The organism is Hydrogenophaga sp. T66, from assembly GCF_057219855.1.
On sequence record NZ_JBXVVX010000001.1, the window covers coordinates 1748844 to 1772448 of the forward strand.

The 23605-nt window shown below is 70.0% G+C and carries 24 protein-coding genes and 2 tRNA genes; 12 read left to right on the forward strand and 14 right to left on the reverse strand.

Annotation, left to right across the window (positions count from 1 at the left end; all coding sequences use genetic code 11):
- Positions 1-19: 19 nt before the first annotated feature.
- Entirely contained in the window at positions 20-583 is a 564-nt protein-coding gene (gene ahpC, locus AC2D80_RS08015) for an alkyl hydroperoxide reductase subunit C (RefSeq protein WP_484632441.1), read from the reverse strand.
- A gap of 255 nt (positions 584-838) precedes the next feature.
- Between ahpC and AC2D80_RS08020 the strand changes: the two genes are divergently transcribed.
- From AC2D80_RS08020 to hemP, 7 genes are all read left to right on the forward strand, one after another.
- On the forward strand, positions 839-3073 hold the full coding sequence (locus AC2D80_RS08020) for a TonB-dependent receptor (RefSeq protein ID WP_484632442.1): 2235 nt from the start codon (positions 839-841) through the stop codon (positions 3071-3073).
- A 56-nt stretch (positions 3074-3129) separates the two neighbouring features.
- Positions 3130-3828, forward strand: coding sequence for a Fe2+-dependent dioxygenase (locus AC2D80_RS08025; protein ID WP_484632443.1), 699 nt, complete (start codon positions 3130-3132; stop codon positions 3826-3828).
- The gene (locus AC2D80_RS08030; protein WP_484632444.1) at positions 3825-4955 is read left to right on the forward strand and encodes an alpha-hydroxy acid oxidase; all 1131 of its coding nucleotides are present in this window, start codon (positions 3825-3827) and stop codon (positions 4953-4955) included. The genes AC2D80_RS08025 and AC2D80_RS08030 overlap by 4 nt, the downstream gene beginning before the upstream one ends.
- A 216-nt stretch (positions 4956-5171) precedes the next feature.
- Positions 5172-5849, forward strand: coding sequence for an energy transducer TonB (locus tag AC2D80_RS08035; protein WP_484632666.1), 678 nt, complete (start codon positions 5172-5174; stop codon positions 5847-5849).
- 50 nt (positions 5850-5899) lie between these two features.
- Entirely contained in the window at positions 5900-6634 is a 735-nt protein-coding gene (locus AC2D80_RS08040; RefSeq protein ID WP_484632445.1) for a MotA/TolQ/ExbB proton channel family protein, read from the forward strand.
- A 5-nt stretch (positions 6635-6639) separates the two neighbouring features.
- Complete coding sequence (locus tag AC2D80_RS08045; protein WP_484632446.1) at positions 6640-7050, forward strand: ExbD/TolR family protein; 411 nt, start codon at positions 6640-6642, stop codon at positions 7048-7050.
- Positions 7047-7217 (forward strand): hemin uptake protein HemP, encoded by a 171-nt coding sequence (gene hemP / locus AC2D80_RS08050; RefSeq protein WP_484632447.1) that lies wholly within the window; start codon positions 7047-7049, stop codon positions 7215-7217. Before AC2D80_RS08045 ends, hemP begins: the two co-directional genes overlap by 4 nt.
- Positions 7218-7320: 103 nt before the next feature.
- On the opposite strand, the gene AC2D80_RS08055 is transcribed toward hemP, so the two are convergent.
- Positions 7321-7728, reverse strand: a complete 408-nt coding sequence (locus tag AC2D80_RS08055) for a GlcG/HbpS family heme-binding protein (RefSeq protein WP_484632448.1) — start codon at positions 7726-7728, stop codon at positions 7321-7323.
- Positions 7729-7869: 141 nt separating this feature from the next.
- On the opposite strand from AC2D80_RS08055, the gene AC2D80_RS08060 reads away from it, so the two are divergent.
- Positions 7870-8565 carry a Bax inhibitor-1 family protein gene (locus AC2D80_RS08060; protein WP_484632449.1) on the forward strand — a complete coding sequence of 232 codons (696 nt, stop codon included), beginning with the start codon at positions 7870-7872 and terminating at the stop codon, positions 8563-8565.
- Positions 8566-8688: 123 nt separating this feature from the next.
- Positions 8689-9009, forward strand: a complete 321-nt coding sequence (locus tag AC2D80_RS08065; protein WP_484632450.1) for a hypothetical protein — start codon at positions 8689-8691, stop codon at positions 9007-9009.
- Between the two features lie 37 nt (positions 9010-9046).
- On the opposite strand, the gene rlmD is transcribed toward AC2D80_RS08065, so the two are convergent.
- The 5 genes from rlmD to surE all read right to left on the reverse strand — a co-directional run bounded on the left by rlmD (position 9047) and on the right by surE (position 13894).
- On the reverse strand, positions 9047-10528 hold the full coding sequence (gene rlmD / locus AC2D80_RS08070) for a 23S rRNA (uracil(1939)-C(5))-methyltransferase RlmD (RefSeq protein WP_484632451.1): 1482 nt from the start codon (positions 10526-10528) through the stop codon (positions 9047-9049).
- A gap of 43 nt (positions 10529-10571) precedes the next feature.
- Positions 10572-11357 carry a 3'-5' exonuclease gene (locus AC2D80_RS08075; protein ID WP_484632452.1) on the reverse strand — a complete coding sequence of 262 codons (786 nt, stop codon included), beginning with the start codon at positions 11355-11357 and terminating at the stop codon, positions 10572-10574.
- Between the two features lie 51 nt (positions 11358-11408).
- A complete protein-coding gene (locus AC2D80_RS08080) occupies positions 11409-12278 on the reverse strand; it encodes a peptidoglycan DD-metalloendopeptidase family protein (protein ID WP_484632453.1) in 870 nt (289 codons plus the stop codon).
- A gap of 78 nt (positions 12279-12356) precedes the next feature.
- Positions 12357-13130 (reverse strand): protein-L-isoaspartate(D-aspartate) O-methyltransferase, encoded by a 774-nt coding sequence (locus AC2D80_RS08085; protein ID WP_484632454.1) that lies wholly within the window; start codon positions 13128-13130, stop codon positions 12357-12359.
- The gene (gene surE / locus AC2D80_RS08090; protein WP_484632455.1) at positions 13127-13894 is read right to left on the reverse strand and encodes a 5'/3'-nucleotidase SurE; all 768 of its coding nucleotides are present in this window, start codon (positions 13892-13894) and stop codon (positions 13127-13129) included. Before surE ends, AC2D80_RS08085 begins: the two co-directional genes overlap by 4 nt.
- Before the next feature lie 154 nt (positions 13895-14048).
- On the opposite strand from surE, the gene AC2D80_RS08095 reads away from it, so the two are divergent.
- Complete coding sequence (locus AC2D80_RS08095) at positions 14049-15035, forward strand: NADPH:quinone oxidoreductase family protein (RefSeq protein WP_484632456.1); 987 nt, start codon at positions 14049-14051, stop codon at positions 15033-15035.
- Here AC2D80_RS08095 and AC2D80_RS08100 read toward each other — a convergent pair.
- From AC2D80_RS08100 to AC2D80_RS08130, 7 genes are all read right to left on the reverse strand, one after another.
- The gene (locus tag AC2D80_RS08100; RefSeq protein WP_484632457.1) at positions 15028-17208 is read right to left on the reverse strand and encodes a hybrid sensor histidine kinase/response regulator; all 2181 of its coding nucleotides are present in this window, start codon (positions 17206-17208) and stop codon (positions 15028-15030) included. The genes AC2D80_RS08095 and AC2D80_RS08100 overlap by 8 nt on opposite strands.
- Before the next feature lie 153 nt (positions 17209-17361).
- On the reverse strand, positions 17362-18222 hold the full coding sequence (locus AC2D80_RS08105) for a DUF6671 family protein (protein WP_484632458.1): 861 nt from the start codon (positions 18220-18222) through the stop codon (positions 17362-17364).
- A 73-nt stretch (positions 18223-18295) separates the two neighbouring features.
- A tRNA-His gene (locus AC2D80_RS08110) sits at positions 18296-18371 on the reverse strand.
- A 36-nt stretch (positions 18372-18407) separates the two neighbouring features.
- Positions 18408-20321 (reverse strand): SurA N-terminal domain-containing protein, encoded by a 1914-nt coding sequence (locus tag AC2D80_RS08115; RefSeq protein ID WP_484632459.1) that lies wholly within the window; start codon positions 20319-20321, stop codon positions 18408-18410.
- Positions 20322-20413: 92 nt separating this feature from the next.
- A tRNA-Val gene (locus tag AC2D80_RS08120) sits at positions 20414-20489 on the reverse strand.
- A 38-nt stretch (positions 20490-20527) separates the two neighbouring features.
- A complete protein-coding gene (locus AC2D80_RS08125; RefSeq protein ID WP_324343582.1) occupies positions 20528-20800 on the reverse strand; it encodes an HU family DNA-binding protein in 273 nt (90 codons plus the stop codon).
- A gap of 165 nt (positions 20801-20965) precedes the next feature.
- Positions 20966-22057, reverse strand: coding sequence for a tartrate dehydrogenase (locus AC2D80_RS08130; protein ID WP_484632460.1), 1092 nt, complete (start codon positions 22055-22057; stop codon positions 20966-20968).
- Between the two features lie 105 nt (positions 22058-22162).
- Here AC2D80_RS08130 and AC2D80_RS08135 point away from each other — a divergent pair, with 105 nt between their 5' ends.
- The gene (locus AC2D80_RS08135; RefSeq protein ID WP_484632461.1) at positions 22163-23107 is read left to right on the forward strand and encodes a LysR family transcriptional regulator; all 945 of its coding nucleotides are present in this window, start codon (positions 22163-22165) and stop codon (positions 23105-23107) included.
- A 101-nt stretch (positions 23108-23208) separates the two neighbouring features.
- The gene (locus tag AC2D80_RS08140) at positions 23209-23604 is read left to right on the forward strand and encodes a type III secretion system chaperone family protein (protein WP_484632463.1); all 396 of its coding nucleotides are present in this window, start codon (positions 23209-23211) and stop codon (positions 23602-23604) included.
- Position 23605: the final 1 nt, after the last annotated feature.

The window sequence follows — 23605 nt, forward strand, 5'->3', positions numbered from 1 at the left end:
GTTCAGCGGACGGCGGGCATCAGATCTTGCCGACCAGGTCCAGCGACGGGGTCAGGGTCTTGGCGCCTTCGTTCCACTTGGCCGGGCAGACCTGGCCGGGGTTCTTGGCGACGAACTGGGCGGCCTTGAGCTTGCGCAGGGTTTCCTTGACGTCGCGAGCGATGGCGTTGTCGTGGATCTCTGCGGTCTTCACCACACCCTCGGGGTTGATGATGAAGGTGCCACGCAGGGCGAGGCCTTCGGCGTCGATGTGCACGCCAAAGCCGCGGGTCAGGGTGTGGGTCGGGTCACCCACCAGCGGGAACTGGGCCTTGCCCACGGCCGGGCTGGTCTCGTGCCAGACCTTGTGGGAGAAGTGGGTGTCGGTCGTGACGATGTAGACCTCGGCGCCGGCCTTCTGGAACTCGGCGTAGTTGTCGGCGGCGTCTTCCACTTCGGTCGGGCAGTTGAAGGTGAACGCGGCCGGCATGAAGATCAGCACGGACCACTTGCCCTTCAGGTCGGCATCGGTCACGGGCACGAATTTGCCGTTGTGGAAGGCGGTGGTGCTGAAGGTCGGGACGGGCTGGTTGATGATCGACATGGAGATCTCCTGGTGAAGTGAGGGATGGGTGAGAAAAGCAGCCGGCTTTCCGGCGACCGCTGAACTATAGTCCGAAGCTATTGAAACTTCGGATTGATAGTTGCTATGGGGATCATAGCCGGTTTGTTGCTGCGCAACATCACCACGGTCTTTGTAAATGCGAGTTGTTCTTATTTGCGATATAATGCAAAGCCCAGCCAGCCAGACGCCGCGTGCGATGCAGCCAGCCGACATGCCTTCGACGGACCGCATCCCATGCCGAACCAAGCCTTCCCTTCGCCGTTCACCGCCCGCGCGGGCGCACCGCTGCCGCTGGGCGCCGCCCTGCTGGCCGGCTCCCTCACGCTGACCCCCGGCTTCGCGCAAGACACCGCCGCCACCCCGACAGCCTCCCAGGCCGCCCAAACCACGCTCGGCACCGTCGAGGTGCGCGACACCGCCCTCGGCAGCGACGCCAAGGCCACCCTGCGCGCCACCGACACCGCCATCGGCAAGGGCCGCCAGGCGCTGCGCGACATCCCGCAGTCGGTCACGGTGATGACCGAGCGGCTGATCGACGACCGCAACCTCGACGACTTCCGCGAGGTGCTGCGCACCACCGCCGGCGTGACCTTCCTCAGCGGCGAGACCGGCGAGGAAGACGTGCGCCTGCGCGGCTTCTCGCTCGGCCAGGCCGGCGACATCTTCGTGGACGGCCTGCGCGACGCGCCGCTGATCGAGCGCGACACCTTCAACCTCGACCGGGTGGAAGTGCTCAAGGGCTCGGCGTCCATGCTGTTCGGCAAAGGCTCCACCGGCGGCGTGATCAACCAGGTGAGCAAACAGCCCTTCCTGATGGACCAGCACGAGGTGACCACGACCGTGGGTACCGGCCGCGAGCTGCGCCTGACCGGCGACTTCAACCTCAAGACCGGCGACGACGCCGCCCTGCGCCTGAACGCGATGGCGCAGAACGCCGACAACTTCGGCGCCCGCGACAACAAGCGCGGCTTCGCACCCACCTACCGCTGGGGCATCGGCCTGAAGGACGAGTTTTCGGTCGGCCTGATGCACCTCGAGACCGACGGCAACCCGATCTACAACCACCCCTGGTTCACCGCCAACGGCACCATCATCCCCACCCTGCCGGCGCGCAACTTCTACGGCCTGGCCAGCGACTACAACCGCACCCAGAGCACGGTGCTGACCGCGAGCCACACCCACCGCTTCGACCGCGACACCGAGCTCAAGACCACCGTGCGCCACGGCCGCTACGAACGCGAGCTGTGGTCCAGCGTGGTGCGTTTTGCCGCCGGCACCACGCCCGCCAACCTCGGTCCGGGCACCGTCATCACCCGCACGCCCAAGGGCCGCGTCGGCTACAGCGATGTGACCCAGCTGCAAAGCGACCTGAGCGCCCGGTTTGAGGCCGCCGGCCTGCGCCACCAGCTGCTCGCGGGGGTGGACTTCAGCCAGGAAGACGCCGCCCGCAACAACAACTTCCCCGGCCCGGCCTCCGGCCTCACCACCACGGTGGGCACGCCCAACGACGGCGACTTCCGGCTCGACACCCGCGGCGGCGCCCCGCTGACCACCTTCGACGCCCGCACGATCGGCCTCTATGCCCAGGACACGGTGAGCCTGAGCGAGACCGTCAAGCTGATCGCCGGCCTGCGCATCGACCGCTTCAGCGCGTCCTACGCCGACCCCGCGGGCAACCGCTTCGAGATCAGCGACACCCTGCTCAGCCCGCGGCTGGGCGCGCTCTACCAGCCCGACGCCCAGACGTCCTACTACGCCTCCTTCGGCACCTCCTACAACACCTCCGGCGACACCTACCAGTTCGCGCTCGGCAACTTCGCCCCGGGCACGGCCAACGCGCGGCTGGCCAACACCCCGCCGGAGAAGAGCCAGAACCTGGAGATCGGCGGCAAGTTCGAGCTGTTCGACAACCGCGCCTCGCTGGGCGTGGCGCTGTTCCACAGCGTCAAGACCAACGAGCGCAACACCGACCCCGACACCGCCGCCACCCAGTTCCTGCTCTCCGGCGAGCGCGAGGCCACGGGCATGGAATTCAACCTCGCGGGCCGCATCACGCCCCTGTGGGAGATCTTCTACAACCACACCTGGATTCCCCACGCCCGCATCACCCGCAGCAACCAGGCGCTGGCGGCCAACGGCGGCGGCGCGCAGGTGCAGGGCGACCGTCCCGCCCTCACGCCGCGCCACAGCGCCAGCCTCTGGACGACCTACCGCGTGACGCCGGCGGTGCGACTGGGCGCGGGCCTGAACTGGCGCAGCGAGCAAAGCCCGGAAGGCGCGCGCAACCTCGTGGCCGCCTCCTTCGTGACCGTGGATGCGATGGCCGAAGTCACGCTTTCCGAGCGCCAGATCCTGAAGTTCAACGTGACCAACCTCACCGACAAGCTGTACGCCGACGGCCTCTACCGCGGCTTCTACCAGCCGGGTGCGCCGCGCAAGCTGCAGGTCACGCTGACCAGCCTGTTCTGACCATCCCGCGCGGTCCAGCCCAGCCTGCCCCCACAAGCCCCCCCCGAAAGTGTCCCGTGCTGCACCTCAAAGCCCTGCTCACCCCCGACGAACTGCGCCAGGCGCGCCAGTGCCTGGGCGACGACGCGCCATGGCGCGACGGGGCCGGCAGCGCCGGGGCGCAGGCGCTCGCGGTCAAGCGAAACCACCAGCTCGCGCCCGACAGCCCGGCCAGCGCCACGGTGCAGTCGATCGTGCTGGGCGCGCTGCAGCGCGACGCCCTGTTCTTTTCGGCGGCGCTGCCGCGGCGCGTGCTGCCGCCGCGGGTGAACCGCTACCGGGCCGCGGCGCCCGGACAGGCCGGCGCTGACGAACACTACGGCCCTCACATCGACAACGCCATCCTGCGCGCGGGCGCCGACTGGCTGCGCTCGGACCTGTCGTGCACCGTGTTCCTCAGCGACCCGGCCGAGTACGAGGGCGGCGAGCTGGTGGTGCACGGCCCGGGGGGCGCGCAGCGTCACAAGCTGCCCGCCGGCGACGCCCTGCTCTACCCCGCCCGCACCGTGCACGAGGTCACGCCCGTCACCCACGGCGAGCGGCTCGCGGCCTTTTTCTGGGTGCAAAGCCTCGTGGCCGCCGACGCGCGGCGCGCCCTGCTGTTCGAACTCGACATGAGCCTGCTGGCGCTGCGCGCGCGGCACGGCGAGAGCCCCGAGACCACGGCGCTGTCCGGCGTCTATCACAACCTGCTGCGCGAATGGGCCCAACCATGAACCGGGACGCCGGCATCTCCACGGACCACGCCACCGACGTACACACCGACGTCCACGCCCCCATCGCCACCGGCTTCCTCACCGGCCTGCCACCCGGCCTTCCCCACCCGGGCCCCGGGGTCGCCCACGCCGCCCTCCACGCCTGGATCGACGGCGGCGCCGGCGACGGCCGCGCCGTGCGGGCGAACGAAGCCGCCTGGGCCGACATCGCGCTGTGGCCGCGCAGCCTGCGCCCGCTGGCCGGCAGTCACACCCGCGTGGCGCTGCCCGGCGGCCCGGCGCCCGTGCCCTGGCTGGTGGCGCCCATGGCCTACCAGCGCGCGGCCCACCCGGACGGCGAAGCCGCGATGGCCGTGGCCGCGGCCGCGCAAGGCGCGGGCTTCGTGCTGTCCTGCCAGAGCAGCACGCCCCTGCAGGACGTGGCGCGCCTGTTCCGGGGCGACCCGGGCCGGGGCCCGCTGTGGTTCCAGCTGCACCCCCAACCCGATCCGGCCACCGACGCGGCGCTGCTCGCGCGCGCCGAAGCCGCCGGGGTGGAAGCGATCGTGATGACCGTGGACGCGCCGCTGCAAGGCCCGCGCGACGCCGAGCGCGCCGCCGGGTGGCGGGTGCCGCCGGGCGTGGCGGCGGTGAACCTTCCGCCCGCGGCAGCCCCGGGCCTCGACGCCCTGCTGGCCGCATCCGCCACGACCGACACCCTGCGCCGCTGGCGGGACCTCACGCGCCTGCCGCTGCTGGTCAAGGGCGTGCTCCACCCGGCCGACGCTCTGGCGGCGGTCGAGGCCGGCGCCGACGGCCTGATCGTCTCCAACCACGGCGGCCGCCAGCTCGCCAGCGCCGTGCCGACAGCGCGCGCCCTGCCGGCGGTGGTGGCGGCGGTGGGCGGGCGCGTGCCGGTGCTGGTGGACGGCGGTCTGCGGCGCGGGGAAGACGTGGTGAAGGCGCTGGCGCTGGGCGCGCGCGCCGTGCTGCTCGGCCGACCGCTGCTGCGGGCGCTCGCGCTCGGCGGCGCGCCGGCCGTGGCGACCCAGCTGCGCGGCTGGCGCGACGAATTCACCGCCGCGCAGGCGCTGTGCGGCGCGCGCACGCCCGACGAACTGAGCGCGCTGGGTCTGCTGCAGGACTGAGCGGCCGCGAGGCCCCTGATGAATCGCGACCCGCAATTATTTAATGCAAACAATTCTCGTTTATAATCACACCATGAACGCAGCCCTTGCCCTGTTCCTGAGCGTGCTGGTGGTGGTGCCCGCGGCCTGGTGGGCGCTGCGCCGGGGGACTTCTACACTATGAGCCCCTCGCCCGCCCTCGCCCTGCCGCCCACCACGGGCGCGCTGCCCCCGCCGATGCCTGCCTTCACGTCCCGGACCACCCAACGCCGCCTGCTCGCGGTCGGCGCGGTGCTGGCCTTGCACGGCGCGGCCCTGTGGGCGCTGCAGGCCGGCCTGATCCGGCGCGCGGTCGAGTTGGTGATCCCGGTGGAAGTGATGGCCGAGCTGATCGAGCCGCCCGTGCCGCAGATCCCGCCGGCACCACCACCGCCCACCACCGCACCCCGGCTCACGCCGCGACCGGCGCCGGCGCCCACCCCGCGGCCGGTCGCCACACCCAGCCCCGCCCCCAGCCCCCTCGCCCCGGTGGTGCCCGCGGCGCCGCCCGCGCCCGCCGAGCCCGTCACAACCACCGCCCCGGTGGTCGCCCCCGCGCCCCCCGCCCCGCCGGCGCCCCCGGCGCCGCCCGCGGTGGTGCTGCCCAGCAGCAGCGCCGACTACCTCAACAACCCGCCGCCGCCCTACCCGCCGCTGTCGCGTCGGCTGGGCGAACAGGGCAAGGTGGTGGTGCGCGTGCTGATCGACGCCGACGGGCGGGCCTCGCGGGCCGAAATCCGCCAGTCGAGCGGCTATGAACGCCTCGACCAGACCGCGCTGCAGACCGTGCTGCGCTGGCGCTACGTGCCCGGCAAACGCGGTGGCGTGCCGGAAGCCATGTGGTTCAACGTGCCCATCAACTTCGTCCTGGAATAACCCGCCGCAGCCTCACCGTCGCGTGGCGCTGCCCACTTGCTCTGATTGACATGAACAACGATTTCGCTTCCGCCGGCCTGGCGCACGTCTGGACCCAGGGCGACTGGGTCACCCGCAGCGTGGCCCTGGTGCTGCTGGCCATGAGCCTGGCCACCTGGGTCATCATCGTCTGGAAAGCGCTCGACCAGCGCGCCCAGCGCCGCCAGGCGCGCGGCGTCGAGGGCTTCTGGCACAGCGCCGACTTCGCCGAAGGCCTCGACAAGCTCGGCGAGGCCGACGGCAACCCCTTCCGCGCACTGGCGGTGGAAGGCCGCGAAGCCACGCGCCACATCACCCACAAGGACGGCAGCGCCCGGCCGCAGCTGCACGACACGCTGGACGTGAGCGACTGGGTCGAGCGTTCGCTGCGCAAGGGCGTTGACGACTTCAGCGCCCGGGCGCAAAGCGGCCTGTCGGTGCTGGCGTCGGTGGCGTCCACCGCGCCCTTTGTGGGCCTGTTCGGCACGGTCTGGGGCATCTACCACGCCCTGCTGGGCATCGGCGCGGCCGGCCAGGTCAGCATCGACCAGGTCGCCGGTCCGATCGGCGAGGCGCTGATCATGACCGCGCTGGGTCTGCTGGTGGCGATTCCCGCGGTGCTGGGCTACAACGCGCTGGTGCGCGGCAACAAGGCCATCCTGCACCAGCTCAACCGCTTCGCGCACGACCTGCACGCCTATTTCGTCACCGGCGCGCGGGTGAGTGTGGGCAGCGACGGCCGCGTGCTGCCGCTCAAACGGGGCTGATCACCATGGCCATCGGAACGCAAGACGACAGCGACGAGGTCATGAGCGAGATCAACATGATCCCGTTCATCGACGTGATGCTGGTGCTGCTGATCATCTTCATCATCACCGTGCCGGTCATCAAACACGCGGTCAACATCGAGCTCCCGCAGGCCAGCGTGGCCAAGGTGCAGGACAAGCCGGAGAACATCCGCCTGGCCGTGGACGCGCAAGGCCAGTACTTCTGGAACGACCAGCCGGTGGACGACGCGGCCTTCGGCCAGCGGCTCGCCCAGGCCGCGGCGCAAGAGCCGCAGCCGGAACTTCACATCCGCGGCGACAAGGCGGTGCGCTACGAGCGCGTGGCGCAGGCCATGGCGGCCGCGCAGAAGGCGGGCGTGCGCAAGATCGGTTTCATCACGGAGCCGGCGCCATGACAACGCCCGCGCCCGCCCAGCCCGCCACCGCCGGTCAGGAGCGGCCGGTGCCGGTGCTGCCCAGCACGGCCCTGCTGCAGGGTCAGCGCGCGGTGGCCATCGAGCACAACGGCACGGTCTACCGCCTGCAGGCCACCCGTCAGGGCAAGCTGATCCTGACGAAATAGTTTCGTGGGGCGACGCGGGACGGCCGGTCGGCCGCCCGACGTCGTGTTGGGTCAGCCACGGCGGGACCGCCGCCGGTAGCCAGCCCTTTTTTACCGACCCCGGTCAGAGACCGATCGCCGCCAGACCCGCGCGGGCGATCTGCGCGTCTTCCGACGACTTCACGCCGCTCACCCCCACCGCGCCCAGGCATTGGCCGTCCTGCAGGACCGGCACGCCGCCCTCCAGCATGCCCTGCAGCGCAGGCGCGCTGAGGAACGACACCCGCCCCTGGTTGATGACGTCTTCGTACACCTTGCTTTCACGGCGACCCAGCGCGGCGGTGTGCGCCTTGGCCGGGGCAATGTGGGCCGAGATGGCCGGCGCGCCGTCCAGGCGCTGCAGCCACAGCAGGTGGCCGCCGTCGTCGACGATGGCGATCGTCACCGCCCAGTTGTTTTTCAGCGCTTCGGCTTCAGCGGCGGCGGCGATGGCCTTGACGTCGGCCAGTTCGAGCACGGCTTTGGATTTCATGAACTTTTTCCTTCGGGCGGTTACAAAGACAACACAGCCGCGACGATACCCGTGCCATTGGTGGGATTGGGGTCACAACTGTGTTGACCCCGCCCGGGCCCCTACAATCCGCCGCGTCTGTCGACCTCTCAGGAGATCACCATGTCTGATTACGTGAACGCCCCGTCCGCCTTCGGCACCTCTGCTGCGCTGCAACAACAGCGCAACCGGGTCCTGCGCAACACCTACGCCCTGCTGGCGCTGTCCATGGTGCCCACCGTGATGGGCGCCTGGCTCGGCGTGGCCACCGGGATCACCGCCGGCCTGACCGGCTTCCTGGGCCTGATCGTCTTCCTGGGCGGCGCCTTCGGCTTCATGTTCGCCATCGAGAAGACCAAGAACTCGGCCGCCGGCGTGCCCGTGCTGCTGGCCTTCACCTTCTTCATGGGGCTGATGCTCTCCGGCCTGCTGGCCCGCGTGCTCGGCCTGGCCAACGGCGCGAGCCTCATCATGACCGCGTTCGGTGGCACCGCCGCGATCTTCCTGGGCATGGCCTCGCTGTCCGGGATCATCAAGCGCGACCTGTCGGGCATGGGCAAGTTTCTGTTCATCGGCGTGATCATGCTGCTGGTGGCGGGCATCGCGAACGTGTTCCTGCAGTCCAGCGCGCTGGTGATCACGCTGTCGGTGATCGCGATCGGCATCTTCTCGGCCTTCATCCTGTACGACCTCAAGCGCGTGCAGGACGGTGAGGAGACCAACTACATCACCGCCACGCTCGGCGTGTACCTGAGCCTGTTCAACGTGTTCCAGAGCCTGCTCTCGCTGCTCGGCATCTTCGGCGGCGAACGCGAATAAGGCGCGTACCGCGCCCCGCGAAAAGGACCCTGCGGGGTCCTTTTTTTTCGGCCCTGGGGCTGGGCAGCGGGGTCAAGTTCGGCGCCAGACTGCCGAAACTGGAGAGAACCTGGAAGACCCACCATGCGCCGATCCGCCCGCCTCGCCAGCCTGCTGACCTTCGCCCTGCTGATCGCCGGCTGCGACGCCCTGGGCATCGAAACCGCGGCCCAGGTCAACGAGCGCAAGGAGGCCGAAGGCAAAGCCATTGGCAGCGCCTGCCGCCACGCGGTGCGCAGCATCGAGTCGTGCTTCCAGGCCAACCCCCGCGCGGCCAAGGCGGCCGTGTTCGCCGGCTGGAAGGAAATGGACCAGTACATGCGCGACAACAGCATCGTCGGCATGCCCAGCGAGGGAAGCGCCGCGCCGCCGGACAAGCCGGCCGACGGGGCCGACAAGTCCTGATCCCCGATCACGGTGGGCCGGACGCCCGGCCGGCGCCTCAGTCCGCGCGCTCGAACACCGCCATGCTCTCGACGTGGGCGGTGTGGGGAAACATGTTGACCACGCCCGCGCTCGTGCAGCGGTAGCCAGCCTGGTGCACCAGCAAGCCGGCGTCGCGGGCCAGCGTGGCGGGATTGCAGCTCACATACACGATGCGCCGGGGTGGCGTCCAGCCGCCGGTGCGCAACGCCGGGTCCTGGTGCAGGTCCGCCAGCGCCTTCGCCAGCGCAAAGGCGCCCTCGCGCGGCGGGTCCACCAGCCATTTGTCCGCCACACCATCGGCGACCAGCCGGGCCGGCGTCATCTCGAACAGGTTGCGTGCGGCGAAGGTCGTGGGCGCCAGCGGGCGCCCCGGGCGGTCGTTGGCCACGCGGTTGTCCCGCGAACGCGCCACCAGCGCCTCGCTGCCCTCCACGCCCAGCACCTCACGGGCGCGCGTGGCGATGGGCAAGGTGAAATTGCCCAGGCCGCAGAACCAGTCGATCACGCGCTCGTCGCGACGGGCGTCGAGCAGGCGCAGCGCCTGGGCCACCAACACCCGGTTGATGTGGGGGTTGACCTGGGTGAAGTCCGTGGGGCGGAACGGCATGCGGATGCCGAACTCGGGCAATTCGTACGCGAGATCGGCGGTGCCGTCGTCGGGATCAAGCCGGTGCACCGTGTCCGGGCCTTTGGGCTGAAGCCACCACTGCACGCCGTGAGCCGCACCGAACGCCCGCAGGCTGGCGCGGTCGGCCTCCGACAGCGGCTCCAGGTGGCGCAGCACGAGCGCGGTGGTCTGGTCGCCGGCGGCCAGTTCGATCTGCGGGCAGGTGTCGCGGGCCTGCAAGCCGGCGATCAGCCCGCGCAACGGCATCAGCAGCGCGCTCACCGACGGCGGCAACACCGGGCACACCGCCATGTCGGCCACGTAGCGGCTTTTGCGCTCGTGAAACCCGATCAGCACCACGCCCTTCTTGATGACGTGGCGCACCGACAGCCGGGCGCGGTAGCGGTAGCCCCAGGTGGGCCCCTCGATGGGGCGCAGCATCGTCTCGGGCCGGACCTTCCCAAGGTGCCACAGGTTGTCTTCGAGCACGCGCTGTTTGACCGCCACCTGCGCGGCCGGATGCAGGTGCTGCATCTTGCAGCCCCCGCAGGCGCCGGCGTGCAGGCCAAAGTGCGGGCAACCCGGTCGCACGCGCTGCGACGACTCGCGGTGGATGGCCGTCACCGTGCCGGCCTCCCACTGGTTTTTGCGCCGGTGCACCGAGACGCTGACCCGCTCGAACGGGAGTGCACCGTCGATGAACACCACCTTGCCGTCGGGCCGGTGGGCGATGCCCTGGGCTTCGATGTCGAGCGATTCGACGATCAGCGTGCCGTCGGTGGGCGGCACGACGGCGGTGTGGGCGCGGGGGCGGCGGTCCGGCACGGCGCCGGGGGCGTCGGGGAGCGAATCAGACGACGGGGCGTCGGGGGTCGGGACATCGGCAGACATCCCGCGATTGTCTCAGGCGCCGGCCCCGAGGCGCCGGCCCCATTCAGGCCCAGGCAGCGAGGTATTCGGCCCAGTGCGGCTCAGCGGGCGTCAGACCGCCCAGCGTGTCCTTCACGAAGGCGATCTCCTGCTCGTACTCAGCGGGCGTGAAGCCACCGCGCATCTGCTGGAAGCGGCAATACAGCAGGTAGGTGTTCATCACGTCCGTCTCGCAGTAGCGGCGGATCTCGTCGGTCTGGCCCGCAAGGTATTGGCTGTAGACCTGCGAACCGTCCATGCCCAGCTTGCCGGGAAAGCCGCAAAGCTTGGCCAGCGCGTCCAGCGGCGCGTTGTTCTTGGGGCTGTACATGGCCAGCAGGTCCATGAGGTCCAGGTGGCGCATGTGGTAGCGACCGATGTAGTTGTTCCACTTGAACTCGCGGTCGTCCTCGCCCATGTCCCAGTACTTCGACGCTTCCACGCCGTGGCGCAGGCCGCGGTAGTGCAACACCGGCAGATCGAAGCCCCCGCCGTTCCAGCTGACCAGCTGCGGCACGTGTTTCTCCACCGCGTGGAAGAACTGCTGGATCACCCGACCTTCGCTCTGGCCATCGCGGTCGACGAAGGAGTGCACGCGCAAGCCCTCGGCGTTGCGAAAGACGCAGCTGATGACAAGCACCCGCTGCAGGTGCAGGGGCATGAAGTCGCTCTGCCCCTTCGCCTGGCGCTCGGCGAGCCACGCGGCGTGGACTTGTTCGTCGCTGTCGGTGGCCGGCGCGCCGCGCAGCGCGCGCAGGCCCACCACGTCGGGGATGGATTCGATGTCGAAAACAAGGACGGGCCAGGCCATGGGGCTTCCTGGAAAGGAGAACGCGCCCCGGCGCTGGCCCGGGCGCGGGGATCAGCGCTTGGGCAGGTGGGTCAGGGGGTCGACCGGCTTGCCCAGACGCCGCACCTCGAAATGCAGCTTCACGCGATCGCTGTCGCTGCTGCCCATCTCGGCGATCTTCTGACCCTGACGCACGGCCTGATCCTCGCGCACCAGCAGCGCCTGGTTGTGGGCGTAGGCGGTGAGGAAGGTGTTGTTGTGCTTGAGGATGATCAGGTTGCCATAACCGCGCAGACCGGCCCCGGCGTACACCACGCGGCCGTCGGCCGCGGCCAGCACGGGATCGCCCGGTTTGCCGCCGATGCCAACGCCCTTGTTGGTGGCTTCGTCGAAGTTCGCAATCACCGGGCCGCTGGCCGGCCAGACGAAGTTGATGTCGTCGGCCCCGGCGGTTGGCGCCGGCGATGCCGCGGGCGCCGGCGTGGGGGCCGGCGCCGGGGTGGCGGCCGGCGCGGGCGCGGGCGCGCTGCTTTCGCTCAAGGGGCGGGCCACGACGGCCGGGTTGGCCACCGGAGCGGCGGCGATCACCGCGGGCGCAGCGACCGTCGGGGGCGCCACGCGCAGCACCTGACCGACCTCGATGAGGTTGGGGTTGGTGAGGTTGTTCCAGGCCGCGATGTCACGCCAGGACTGCCCCTGGTCGAGCGCGATGCGGTAGAGCGTGTCGCCGGGGCGCACGGTGTAGAAGCCGGGCTTGCCCGCGTTCTCGGCGCCGGGCAGGGCCGCGGCCGGGGCGGTCTCGGTGCCGCGGGAGAAACCCCGATCGTCGACCGGCGCCGGCCCGGACACGCGCCGGGTCGTGCAGCCCGCGGTCACGAGCACGGCGGCAGACAGCGCGAGCAGCGTGAGGTGGCGGGCGGTCAGGGGAAGGGAGCGGTTCATTCGGACTCCATCTCGGTGGGGTCGCCGGTGGGCGACGCCCGGATTGGGCGGGCGACGCGCCCCGGTGGGGGCGCCGCGTCAGGCAATGCCGGATTTTAGGGGCACAAAATGAACGGCCTCGAGCTCGGTGCGGACGATGCCGGTGGGCGTTTTGTCCACCACGACCAGGTGCTGCCGCCCCGCGGACGTGACCGCCGGCGCCACCAGTCGCCCGCCCACCGCCAGCTGGTCCACCCAGGCGGCGGGCACGTCCTCCCCGCCCGCGGCGGCAATGATGGCGGCGTAAGGGGCGCCTTGCGCAAAACCGAGCATGCCGTCGCCAAACAGCAGATGGACGTTGGGCAAGCGCAGCGGGCGCAGGTTTTCGCGCGCCTTGTCGTGCAGCCCGCGCAGGCGCTCGATGCTGTACACCTCGCGCGCCACCCGGCTCAGCACCGCAGCCTGATAACCGCAGCCGGTGCCGACCTCCAGCACACGGCCCAGCGGCGCGGCGCCGCGCGGGCAGATCAGCTCGATCATGCGCGCCACCACGCTGGGCTTGCTGATGGTCTGTCCCAGCCCGATCGGCAGGCTGGTGTCTTCGTAGGCCTGCGGCGCCAGGGCGGTGTCCACAAAGCGGTGGCGCTCCACCGCCAGCATCGCCGCCACAACCGCCGGATGGCTGATGCCGCCGGCCTGCAGGCGCCGCACCATGGCCGCGCGCACCGCGGCCGAGTCCATGCCCACGCCCGACGGCGCCAGCCGGGACGCCGGCATGGGCGCCGGTGCCCGCCGCGGCGCGGCCGGGCCGCCGCCGGCGTCCAGGCGGGCCGGAAAACCGGGGCGCGAGCGCCCGGCGGGCGGCTGACTCACGCCCCGCTCCCGCCCAGCGCGGCGGCGGTGGGCGCCCAGTAGGCCAGGCGCTCGTGGTCGGTGAGGTCCACGTGCAGCGGCGTGATCGTGGCGTAGCCCTGCTGCGTGGCGTGAAAGTCGGTGCCTTCGACGTCGTCCTTCGCCGGGCCGGCGCTGCCGATCCAGTACATCGTCTCGCCCCGGGGGTTGACCTGCGTGATGACCGGCTCGGCGGCGTGACGCCGTCCCAGCCGCGCGACCTTGAAGCCGCGAATCTCGTCCGCGGGTCGGCACGGGATGTTCACGTTCAGCAGCCAGGGCGCGCCGCCGGCGCGCACCGAGGGCAGCAGCTGGCGCACGAGCTGCGCCGCCTTCTCGGCCGCGCCGTCGAGGTGGGCCCAGCCTTTCTCGGTCTGGGAAAACGCAATCGCCGGGATCCCGAACAGGTAGCCCTCCATGGCGGCACCGACGGTGCCGGAATAGATGGTGTCGTCGCCCATGTTGGCGCCGTTGTTGATGCCCGACACCACCAGGTCGGGCCGGTAGCCGAGCAGCCCGGTGAGCGCGATGTGCACGCAATCGGCCGGCGTGCCATTGACGTAGCGAAAGCCATTCGGTGCGCGGTGCACATACAGCGGCGAATGCAGGGTGAGCGCATTGCTCTTGGCGCTGTTGTTGTGCTCAGGCGCCACCACCTCCACGTCCGCCAGGCCTTTGAGCGCCTCAAAGAGCGCCACGATGCCCGGCGCCTGGTACCCGTCGTCGTTCGAGATGAGGATTTTCATGCCGCGATTCTAGGAGGCGCGGCCGGTCGCCCGAGCGACACGACCGGGTAATCGCCCTGACGCCGATGCCCCGGGCGCTGCCTATCATGCGCCGCGACACGGTCTCGGATCACCCCCCGATTCCCCATCGATCCCCACCACCAAGGAGCCGACCATGCACGCCTGGCTGTGCGAGAACCCCGTGGGCGTAGACGCCCTGCAATGGAAGGAACTGCCCACGCCCGAGCCGGGCGCGGGCCAGGTGCGGCTGCGCATCGAGGCCGCGAGCCTGAATTTTCCGGACCTGCTGATCGTGCAGAACAAGTACCAGATGAAGCCGCCGCTGCCTTTCGTGCCGGGCAGCGAATACGCCGGCGTCATCGAAGCCGTGGGCGAAGGGGTGAAGCACCTCGCGGTGGGCCAGCGCGTGGCCTGCCTGAGCGGCACCGGCGGTTTCGGCACCCACACGCTCGCACCGGCGGCGCTGTGCATGCCCTTGCCCGAAGGATTCCCCGCTGTGGATGCCGCCGCCTTCATCATGATTTACGCCACGTCGCACCACGCGCTGATCGACCGCGCCCAGCTCAAGGCGGGTGAAACCGTGCTGGTCCTGGGCGCCGCCGGCGGCGTGGGCACGGCGGCGATCCAGATCGCCAAGGCGGCTGGCGCGCGCGTGATTGCTGCGGCCTCGACCGACGAGAAGTGCGCGCTGTGCGCCTCACTGGGTGCCGATGCCACGCTGAACTACGGCGTGCACACCCCGGCCACCACCCTGCGCGACGAGATCAAGCGACTGACCGATGGACGCGGCCCCGACGTGATCTACGACCCGGTGGGCGGCGACTTCGCCGAGCCGGCGTTCCGCTCGATCGCCTGGCGAGGTCGTTACCTCGTGGTGGGTTTTGCGAGTGGACCGATCCCGAGCCTGCCGCTCAACCTGCCGCTGCTCAAGGGTGCCAGCATCGTGGGCGTGTTCTGGGGTGACTTCGCCAAGCGGGAGCCGAAAGCCAACGCGGCCATGATGCAGATGCTCGCGCAGCAATACGCGCAAGGCCTCGTCAAGCCGGTGATCGACCAGACGCTGCCCATGAGCGAACTGCCGCGGGCCTACGCGGTGATGGGCTCGCGCTCGATCAAAGGCAAACTGGTGCTCGTCAACTGACCCGCGCCGGCCGCGGCTCGGCGAAGGCGCTCAGGGCGCGGCCGAGTTCGCGGCCGTTGATGGGCTTGGCCACGAAAGCATCCATGCCCGCCGCCAGACAGGCGTCGCGGTCGCTGTCCATGGCGCTGGCGGTCATCGCGATGATGCGCGCCCGGTGCTTCTGGCGCTCCAGTTCCTGGGCGCGAATGCGGCGCGTCGCCTCCAGCCCGTCCATCACGGGCATCTGCATGTCCATCAGCACGACATCAAAAGCCTGATCGCGGGTGCGCTCAAGCGCCTCCTCGCCGTCGCGCGCAATGGCCACGCGGTGGCCCGCCTTCTCCAGCAGCAGCTGCGCCACTTTCTGGTTCACCGGGTGGTCATCCACCACCAGGATGTCCAGGCCCGGCGGCGGCTGGGTCGCCCGGAACGCCTCCGGCGCGGTCGCGGGCGCCGCGGCCGCGGCCTGCAAAGGCAGCTCGACGGTGAACGTGGCGCCTTCGCCCAGCACGCTGGAGACCGCGATGCGCCCGCCCATGAGCTCCGCCAGGCGCTTGCAGATCGACAGGCCCAGCCCGGTGCCGCCGAACCGACGCGTCGTGCTGGTGTCGGCCTGGCTGAAGGGATCGAAGATGTGCTGCTGCACCTCCGGTGCGATGCCGATGCCGGTGTCCTTGACACTCAGGCGCCAGCGCGGGGGCTGCGCGCCCGGGACCAACGCCAACGTCACCCGCACCGCCCCGCCCGGCGTGAACTTGACCGCATTGCCGAGCAGGTTGAGGAGGATCTGGCGCAGCCGCACCGGATCGCCGACCACCCGCGGCGGCAACGCAGGATCGACCCGCGACACCAGGGACAAGCCCTTTTTGTCGGCCGCGGGCTGCACCGCGCGCAGCGCTTCGCGCACCAGCGGCTCCAGGTCCACGGCCACCGCCTCGATGTCCATCCGGCCCGCTTCGACCTTGGAGAAGTCCAGGATGTCGTTGATCACGGTGAGCAGCACCTGGCCCGAGTCGCGCACGGTCTGCAGGCACTCCCGCTGCGCCGGGTCACGCGCCATCTGCCAGGCCAGCTCGCTCATGCCCAGGATCCCGTTGAGGGGCGTGCGGATCTCGTGGCTCATGGTGGCGAGGAAATCGCTCTTGGCCCGGCTCGCCGCTTCAGCCGCATCGCGCGCGCGCCGCAGCCGCTCCTCGTCCTCGCGCCGATCGGTGACATCGAGATACACGCCCACCAGGCTGCGCGGACGGCCCAGCGCGTCGCGCAGGAGTGTGGCGCGGCACAGCACATGCCGCTGCTGCCCGCCCGGGGTCAGCACGCGGAACTCGGCGTGCAGCGGGTCGGGACCGGCCATCGTGCGGTCGAAAGCCGCCTTCACCGCGCTCAGGTCGTCGGGGTGAATCGCGGCCCAGACCGCGCTGGTGAGGTCGCGAGGCGGCAAGACCGGCAGATCGAACATCGCCAGAACCCGCGGATCGGCTTCGAGCGTGCGGCGCGCCAGGTCGAGCTCCCATACGCCCAGGCCGCTCGTCTCGCTGGCCAGTTCCAGCCGGCGCGTGTACCGCAGGTCGGCCGCGCGGGCGGCTTCACGGCTCGACAACACCGAGCCAAACAGGGCCCCGATTTCATCGAAGAAGCCACCCACCTGATCGAAGTAGTCGCGCTGGTCGGCGTATACCACCAGGATGCCGCCCCGGTCGTCGTCGGGTGCGCCCAGCGCGATGCAGCGCACGGACGCCACCGGAAACTCGCTGGCCAGCCGGCGCCACGGCCCCCAGACGGCATAGCGGGAGATCAGCGCCGTCTCGCTCTGGCCTGACGATAGGCAGCGCCGGGCGGGGCCCTGGCGGGTGAGCCAGTTGCGCGGGATCGCCATGCGCTGCGCCCACGCCGCCGCCCGCCCCGCGCTCACCAGCGGTCGAATCGTGGGGGCGTCGCGCTCTCCGAACCAGCACCACGCGAGCACCAGGTGCGACGATGCTGCGACCAGCGCGTCGCAGTAGTGCTGCACGATCTCCAGGGGCGCAGCGTCGGTGGCCAGGAGCTGGGCCGAGGTGGCGGTGGCGGCGCGCGAGAGCGCGAGTGCCTCTGCCTGGGGGCTCCAGACCGCGGGATCGGTCGGCAGACCGCTCGCTGCCACGCCGTCCGGCGTGGTCGGACGACGAAGGCGGGAGAAAAGCGAGGCCAATGGCATGGATCGGTGACGCGGCGAACATCAACGCCGAGTTGATGGTCTCATCGGCACACAATGCACCAAGTTGAGGCAATCCGTCACACAAGTCCCCACGCGGCGCTCAAGGGATCGGAGCGCCGGACGGCCGCGCGGGGCCATCGGTTCCCAAAAGACTCAGGGGTTGCAGGCGTCGCAGCGGGAGGGATCAGCCCAGTCCGGCCCGGCGACCGGGGTCTCCTCGGCATGGCCGCACGCCGCGCATCGCCAGCGCTCCAACCGGGGCGCGCGGGTCGGCCGCCCGCACCCCCCGCAGGGCAGCCCCGGCGTGCGGCCCACCACCGACCACCCCGGCGCGCCGCACGCCGGGCACGCACGGGACAAGCGGGCCGCGAGATCGTCTGCCGCGGCGCGGATCAGGCGCTGCCGGGTCGGATTGGCAAAGGCGCGCAGGTCGTGCTCCACCACCACGACGCCGCCATCGCTGTGCGCCGCGCACCGGGCAAACGCAGCCTCCAGCGCCGGCCAGGTGAGGATGCCCGACACCACGCGGGGATCGTCGTCGCGATCGGGGCGCAGCATCAGCCCGTGCGCCGGGAAGTCCGCACCGACGGCCCAGGCGCGCAAGTCCTCCACCGTCGAGAGGCGAGCCTGCTGGTGACGCGCCGGCCCCTGGGCCATGCCGACCACCTCCCACCCCCGGGCCACGTCCACCCACACCACCAGTTCGACGTTCCACGGCATCAACCCGCCCACGGGGTCGGGCCCGAAGGAACCCTCGCTGGCCAGGCCCACGTCGGCACCGAGCAGCGACGCGCCGATGCAAGCCTTGCGGCGCGCGGCGTGCAGGGGGCTGTCGAGACGTTCGACGGTGCGGCTGAAGCTCCCCAACAGATCGGTGTCGTAGGCGTCGGTGGCCGTCACCACACAGCCCGTGGCCGCCTCCAGCGGCGGCGCCAGCAGCGCGCGTTTGTGGTGCCGGGTGAGCAAAGCCACCGCACAGTCACGGTACAGGGTCGGCCGCTCGCGGTGGGTCATCGGTGGCTCGGCCGGCAGGGGCGGCAACGGGACGCAAAAAAGCCCGCGCGGGCGGGCTTCGGGGGGCATTCGGTGGGGTGGCTGATGGGACTCGAACCCACGACAACAGGAATCACAATCCTGGACTCTACCAACTGAGCTACAGCCACCGCAAGCCGCGCATTATAGCGCGATCCGGTACCGCCTCAGCCGCCGATCGCGGCAGCACCCTGCGGGCGCGGCACCTTGATCTTCACCTTGAAGCGGGTCTTCAGTTCTTCGTAAAACGCCCGGGCTTCGGCATCGGACCACGCCCGAGCGTACTCACGCGCATCCTCCTTGGCGAGGTCGGCCGGGCGCTCCACCGCCGGGAGCACCTTGGCAATTTCCACCACCGCGTAGCCCTGATCGCCCAGCGGCACACCGATGATGGCCGGCAGCTTGGCCGGATCGGCGCTGAGCGCGGCCTGCACCAGCGCCGGCGGCAGGCTGCGCGCGCTGGCGCGCGAAAGCGTCTGCACCGGCGTGGCGCCGGCGGGCACCTGCCCACCTTGCCAGGCGGTGCGTTGCTTCTCGCCTTCTTCGCGGGCCAGTTCGGCCGCGCGGGAGGCGATCAACCGCTGGGTGACCGCTTCGCGGACCTCGGCGAGCGGCAGCGTGCGAGCCGGCAGGTGTTGCACCACGCGGGCCGACACCAGCTGGCTGGAGGCGGTTTCCACTGCGGCGATGTTGCGCTTGCTGGTGATCGACTCGTTGGCAAACAACGCCTCCAGCAGCCGCGGGTTGCCGAGCACACCGGCGCCGCCACTGCGCGGCAGGGCCTGGGCGGTCTGCACCGTCAGCTTGAGCTTGTCGGCCGCGGGCTGCAGGCTGTCCGCCTGCTCGTACACCGTGTTGCTGAACACGTCGGCGGCTTCAGCGAATTGGCGCTGGGCCTGCTGCTTGCGCAGGTCGGCTTCGAGCTGCGGGCGCAATTCGGCAAAGCTGCGCACGGGCGGGGCCTTGATGTCGGTGAGCTGAATGATGTGGAAGCCGAACTCGGTTTCGACCAGGTCGGAGATCGCGTCCTTCTTGAGCGAAAACACCACATCCTCGAACGGCTTCACCATGGCGCCGCGACCAAAGAAGTCCAGGTCACCGCCATTGGCCGCCGAACCCGGGTCCTGGGACTCGGCGCGGGCGATGTCGGCGAAACGCTGCGGTTCCCGGCGCAGCTGCTCGAGCAAAGCCTGCGCCTTCTGCTTGACCGCCTCCTTGTCCGCCGGACTGGCGTTGGGGGCGACGCTGAGCAGGATGTGACGCGCTCGGCGCTCTTCGGCGCCGGAGAGGCGGGCGGCATTCTGTTCGTAGTACGCCTTGAGGTCGGCTTCGTTGATCACCACCGACTTCTCCAGCGCAGCCGCGTCCAGCACCAGGTACTCGATGTCCACCTGCTCGGGCGCCTGGAAGAGCGCGCCGTTGGCGTTGTAGAAGGCTTCGATGTCGGCGTCGGTCGGCTTCACGCGCGCCGCAAACGAGGCGGCCGGCACGGCCAGCACCCGCACCTCGCGCTGCTCAAAGAAGGCATTGACCGACGGCTTGGCGATCGCCAGTGGCGCAATGGCCGACGCGGTGACACCGCCGACCACCTGCCGCTGCGACAGATCAGCGCGCACGCTGTTTTCGAACGTCTCGGGCGTGAGGCCCTGACGGGCCAGCAGCTGCCGGTAGCCCTCCACGTCCAGGGTGCCGTCGGGCTTGCGGAAGGTGGCGATGGTTTCGTTCTGCTGCAGATCGCGGGCCAGCCGGGCATCGCTCGTGTAGAGGTTGTCCTTCTGCGCGGCAGCGGCCAGCACACGCTCGCGCACCAGACGCTCCAGCGTGGCGTAGCGGGCTTCGGGGCTGTCGAGCAGCTTGGGGTCGATCTGCGGCATGGCCTGGCGCAGGCGCTGGGATTCTTCCTGGTGCGCCTGGTCCCACTCCACTTGCTTGATCCCGCGCCCGTTGACGCTGGCCACCTCGCTGCCGCCTTCGTTGAACCGCGAGTAGCCCTCCACGCCGACCAGCACGAACGACGGAATGATCAGGACCAGCAAGATGCCCATGAAGAACTTCTTGTGGTTGCGGATGGAATCGAACATGCGAAAACCCTGACTCGGTTCAAACGGTGCGCGTCGCCCTCGCGGAACGACGCACAAGAAAAAAGGCGAACCCGGGTTCGCCTTCTGGTGCTTGGTGGGTGCTGACGGGGTCGAACCGCCGACCTACGCCTTGTAAGGGCGCCGCTCTACCGACTGAGCTAAGCACCCCACCGAAACGGTGTGCAACAGCGTGTCAGTTCAGCGCGTCAGTTCAGTGCGTCTTTCAGCGCCTTGCCCGGGCGGAACTTGGGCACCTTGGCCGACTTGATTTTAATCTCGGCGCCGGTGCGCGGGTTGCGACCCTTGCGGGCGGGACGCTTGGTCACGGCGAACGAGCCGAAGCCGACCAGCGACACGGTGCCGCCCTTCTTCAGGGTGGTGCGGATGGCGGCGATGGTGCTGTCGAGGGCGCGCGTGGCAGCGGCCTTGGAAATGTCGGCGTGCTTGGCGATGTGTTCGACGAGTTCGGTTTTGTTCACGAAGAGCCCCTCAGTTGGAAGTGGTTGGATGGCTTCGCGCGACTGGCTGGCGGGTCCGGACGGGGCGGCGCCGCGACAGAGAAGCGGCGGGGCCGGTCCGGCGGCGGCCGGCGCGAAGGGCGGATTCTAGACCCAATCCCCGGCCAGCACCCCACCGCCGGGGCGTCATGCGCCGACGACCTGCGCGATGGCGCGACCAACGTCGGCGGTGCCCGCTTGACCGCCGAGGTCGCGCGTGCGCGGCGCACCGCTGCCGGGTTGCAAGACGGCCTCGATGGCGGCCAGGATGGCATCGTGCGCCGCGCGGTGGCCCAGAAAGTCCAGCATCATCGCGCCACACCAGATCTGGCCGATCGGGTTCGCGATTCCCTGGCCCGCGATGTCGGGCGCCGAACCGTGCACCGGCTCAAAGAGCGACGGGAACTCACGGGTCGGGTTGAGGTTGGCGCTGGGCGCAATGCCGATGGTGCCGGTGCAGGCCGGACCCAGGTCGGACAGGATGTCGCCAAACAGGTTGGAGCCGACGACGACATCGAAGAAATCCGGTCGCTGCACGAAGTGGGCGGTCAGGATGTCGATGTGGAACTTGTCGACGGTGACGTCCGGGTACTCCAGCGCCATGGCCTCGACGCGCTCGTCCCAATACGGCATCGTGATGGCGATGCCGTTGCTCTTGGTGGCGCTGGTGAGGTGCTTCTTGGGCCGCGAACGCGCGACTTCAAAGGCGTAGCGCAACACCCGGTCCACGCCGTGGCGCGACATCACCGTCTCCTGCATGACGATCTCGCGCGGCGTGCCGGCGTACATCCGGCCCCCGATGCTGCTGTACTCGCCCTCGGTGTTTTCGCGCACGATCACCATGTCGATCTCCCCGGGTTGGCGCGCAGACCCATCTCGTCGCACGACCGGCGCCACCACACCGGGCATCAGCCGGGCCGGACGCAGATTGATGTACTGGTCGAACTCGCGCCGGAACATCAGCAACGATCCCCACAGCGACACGTGGTCGGGCACCTTGGCCGGCCAGCCGACGGCGCCGAAGTAGATCGCGTCGTGGCCACCGATCAGCTCCTTCCAGTTGGCCGGCAGCATCTGGCCGTGTTTCTCGTAATACGCGCAGCTGCTGAAGTCGAAGTGATCGAACTGCAGGGCAATGCCGAAGCGGCGGGCGGCGGCGTCGAGCACGCGCAGGCCCTCGGGCATCACCTCGGTGCCGATGCCGTCGCCGGCGATGACCGCGATGCGGTGGGTCGTCATGAAAAGCTCCTGGGGTAAGGCCTGGGACAAGGCAACGATTCAGGCCATAGCGTAGCGGCCATTCAATCAATAATGGGACAACTGATTGTTGATTGGAGAGAAACAATGGAGCGCGCCGATCTGGAGTTGGTGGTGGCGATCCACCGCCACGGCAGCCTGGCCAAGGCAGCGGCCGCGCTGGGGGTGACGCCCTCGGCGGTGACGCGGCGGCTGGCGCTGCTGGAAACCGCCCTCGGGTTGCGGTTGTTCCAGCGGACGACGCGCCGTGTGGCGGCCACGGCGGAGGGGGAGACGGTGGTGCGCCGCGCCACCGACCTGTTGCAGGGTTTTCAGGCCCTGGCCAGCGAATTGCGCGAGCGCCGCGCGGAGGCCACGGGGCCGATTCGGCTGGTCGCCACCTTGGGTTTCGGACGCCATTGGGTGGGGCCGGCGGTGGCGGCGTTCCAACAAAGGCACCCGGCCGTGACGATTCACCTCCAGCTCACCGAACGACTGCCCGATCTTGCGGCGGAGGGCTACGACGCGGCCATCTGGTTGTGGAGCGCGCCGTCGCGGCGCGCCGGCGAATGGGTATCCCGGCGGCTGGCGCCCAACGAGCGCGTGCTGGTGGCGTCGCCGGACTACCTCGCGGCCCATGGAACGCCCCAGACGCTCGACGACCTGGCGCAGCACCCCTGCCTGCGGGTGAGCGAGAACACGACGCGCGACGCCGTGCCAGACCACCACTGGTCCCTGCAGCGCAGCGGGGAGCGCGACAGCCACCGGGTCACGATCGGCGGACCGCTCAGCAGCAATGCGGGCGAGCTGGTGCGCGACTGGTGTCTCGCTGGCCACGGAATCATGTTGCGCAGCCTGTGGGACATCGGACCGGCGCTGGCCAGCGGCGCGCTGGTGCGGGTGCTGCCCGACTGGAGCCAGCGCGACGCCGATGTGCACTGGATCGCTCCGTGGCGCGCCAGCGTACCGAGGCGGCTGGACCTGCTGAGGCAACACCTGCAGAAGACCTTCCGGGGTCAGCCCTGGGGTCGCGATCGGCTCCTGCCCGGCTGACCGGCGCGACGCCCTGCGGCGCGCGGCCGATGGCTGCCGCAAGCCGCGGTTCCTAGACTGGTTTCACCCAATCCGGGTGATCCCCCGCACTAGGAACTTCCATGAAAAAACAAGACTACGAGACCCTCATGGGCGCGCTCTACAAGGCCCTCGGCGCCAAGGACGCAAAGCCCACCGACTCGGTCAACTCCTTCGAAATGGCCGGCCACTCGGTGGCCGTCGTGTTCGACGAGGACCACGCCCCCGACACCCTGATCGTGCTGGTGGACGTGGGCGCCAATGCCCTGAACGTGGATCGTGCCCTGCTGGAATACAACGCCGCCATACCCAGCCAGGCCGATGGCATGGGCTGCTACGCCCGCTGGCCGGACACCGGCTCGGTGGTCTACCGCACCCAGTGGCCATACACCGCCGCCACCAAGGTCGACGATGTCATCAAGGTCATGGGGCAAGCGGTCACCGTGGCGCTTGCTGTCCTGCCCACAGGTTCCCATTGAG

Coding starts and splice junctions, on each gene's coding strand:
- AC2D80_RS08065 (WP_484632450.1), top strand. CDS start 8,689: ATGCGCCGATCCGCCCGCCTCGCCAGCCTGCTGACCTTCGCCCTGCTG.
- AC2D80_RS08040 (WP_484632445.1), top strand. CDS start 5,900: ATGAACAACGATTTCGCTTCCGCCGGCCTGGCGCACGTCTGGACCCAG.
- AC2D80_RS08045 (WP_484632446.1), top strand. CDS start 6,640: ATGGCCATCGGAACGCAAGACGACAGCGACGAGGTCATGAGCGAGATC.
- AC2D80_RS08075 (WP_484632452.1), bottom strand. CDS start 11,357: ATGGCCTGGCCCGTCCTTGTTTTCGACATCGAATCCATCCCCGACGTG.
- AC2D80_RS08080 (WP_484632453.1), bottom strand. CDS start 12,278: ATGAACCGCTCCCTTCCCCTGACCGCCCGCCACCTCACGCTGCTCGCG.
- AC2D80_RS08035 (WP_484632666.1), top strand. CDS start 5,172: ATGCCTGCCTTCACGTCCCGGACCACCCAACGCCGCCTGCTCGCGGTC.
- AC2D80_RS08055 (WP_484632448.1), bottom strand. CDS start 7,728: ATGAAATCCAAAGCCGTGCTCGAACTGGCCGACGTCAAGGCCATCGCC.
- AC2D80_RS08100 (WP_484632457.1), bottom strand. CDS start 17,208: ATGCCATTGGCCTCGCTTTTCTCCCGCCTTCGTCGTCCGACCACGCCG.
- ahpC (WP_484632441.1), bottom strand. CDS start 583: ATGTCGATCATCAACCAGCCCGTCCCGACCTTCAGCACCACCGCCTTC.
- surE (WP_484632455.1), bottom strand. CDS start 13,894: ATGAAAATCCTCATCTCGAACGACGACGGGTACCAGGCGCCGGGCATC.
- AC2D80_RS08060 (WP_484632449.1), top strand. CDS start 7,870: ATGTCTGATTACGTGAACGCCCCGTCCGCCTTCGGCACCTCTGCTGCG.
- AC2D80_RS08030 (WP_484632444.1), top strand. CDS start 3,825: ATGAACCGGGACGCCGGCATCTCCACGGACCACGCCACCGACGTACAC.
- AC2D80_RS08095 (WP_484632456.1), top strand. CDS start 14,049: ATGCACGCCTGGCTGTGCGAGAACCCCGTGGGCGTAGACGCCCTGCAA.
- AC2D80_RS08140 (WP_484632463.1), top strand. CDS start 23,209: ATGAAAAAACAAGACTACGAGACCCTCATGGGCGCGCTCTACAAGGCC.
- rlmD (WP_484632451.1), bottom strand. CDS start 10,528: ATGTCTGCCGATGTCCCGACCCCCGACGCCCCGTCGTCTGATTCGCTC.
- AC2D80_RS08105 (WP_484632458.1), bottom strand. CDS start 18,222: ATGACCCACCGCGAGCGGCCGACCCTGTACCGTGACTGTGCGGTGGCT.
- hemP (WP_484632447.1), top strand. CDS start 7,047: ATGACAACGCCCGCGCCCGCCCAGCCCGCCACCGCCGGTCAGGAGCGG.
- AC2D80_RS08115 (WP_484632459.1), bottom strand. CDS start 20,321: ATGTTCGATTCCATCCGCAACCACAAGAAGTTCTTCATGGGCATCTTG.
- AC2D80_RS08020 (WP_484632442.1), top strand. CDS start 839: ATGCCGAACCAAGCCTTCCCTTCGCCGTTCACCGCCCGCGCGGGCGCA.
- AC2D80_RS08130 (WP_484632460.1), bottom strand. CDS start 22,057: ATGACGACCCACCGCATCGCGGTCATCGCCGGCGACGGCATCGGCACC.
- AC2D80_RS08135 (WP_484632461.1), top strand. CDS start 22,163: ATGGAGCGCGCCGATCTGGAGTTGGTGGTGGCGATCCACCGCCACGGC.